Raw genomic sequence first — 1,006 nt, forward strand, 5'->3', positions numbered from 1 at the left:
AGAGGTTGCGCGGATAGGGGCGGGGTCTGTGTAACCCGCTGCCGGGCGTGTCGCTGAAAGCCGACACGAGGAAGTCCCCGTTTCGATGGGAAGTGCGAACTCACACCATCGACATTGAAAGGCATCCTTCCCCGTGCCGACGCTTTCATCCTCAGTCATCGACCCCTTATGGCACCAGTTCCAAGCGCTGATCCCTGCCCGCGTCGATACTCACCCGCTGGGCTGCCACCGGCGGCGGGTTCCCGACCGGATCGTGTTCACCAAGCTCATCGACCGGCTGGTCCTGGGCGGGGCCTACACCAAACACGCTGATCACCGGGTCTCGGCCACCACGCTGAGGACCCGGCGGGATGAGTGGATCACCGCCGGGGTATTCGCCACCCTGGAGCAGATTGTGCTGGAGGCCTTCGATAAGATCATCGGCCTGAACCTAGAAGACCTCAGCGTCGATGGCTGCTGCGTCAAAGCTCCCTGCGGCGGGGAGAACACCGGCCCGAACCCGACAGATCGGGGCAAGTCTGGGCAGAAACGCTCAGTGCTCATCGAAGGCAACGGGATCCCCATCGGTGTGGTCCTCGCCGGTGCCAACCGGCATGACTCTCGGCTACTGGAACCCACCCTGGAATGCCTGGACCGGCTCCCCTTTTCCCGGATGCCGGAGAGTATCTGTGTCCATCTCGATGCCGGATACGACTCGAAGAAGACCAGGGACTTGCTCGGCAGGCTGGGCTGTCAAGACAGGATCTCCCCGAAAGGCGAGTTCATCAAGATCAACCACACCCGTCGGTGGATGGTCGAACGCATGAACTCCTGGCATACCCGCGGGTTCAGGTTGCTGCAAGTAGTCCTGGATCGTGGGACAGCAGCCCAAGAAGCTTTCGTGCAGCTGGCCAACGCGATCATCGTGCTCAAACGCCTCCTGAAAGAGGCTTGGAGCACCCATAGGTGGGAATCACGCCCTGTCAAGGGCTACCACTGGCGATGAACCCCTATCCGCGCAACCTCT

At 61.6% G+C, this 1,006-nt stretch carries 1 protein-coding gene; it reads left to right on the plus strand.

What is annotated here, in order from left to right; all coding sequences use genetic code 11:
* The first annotated feature begins 133 nt into the window (after positions 1-133).
* Positions 134-985 (plus strand): IS5 family transposase, encoded by an 852-nt coding sequence (locus tag FEF26_RS15480; RefSeq protein ID WP_138254423.1) that lies wholly within the window; start codon positions 134-136, stop codon positions 983-985.
* Positions 986-1,006 lie beyond the last annotated feature (21 nt).

Origin of the sequence: Nesterenkonia salmonea (assembly GCF_005771525.1) — a bacterium.
Taxonomy (GTDB): Bacteria; Actinomycetota; Actinomycetes; order Actinomycetales; family Micrococcaceae; genus Nesterenkonia; species Nesterenkonia salmonea.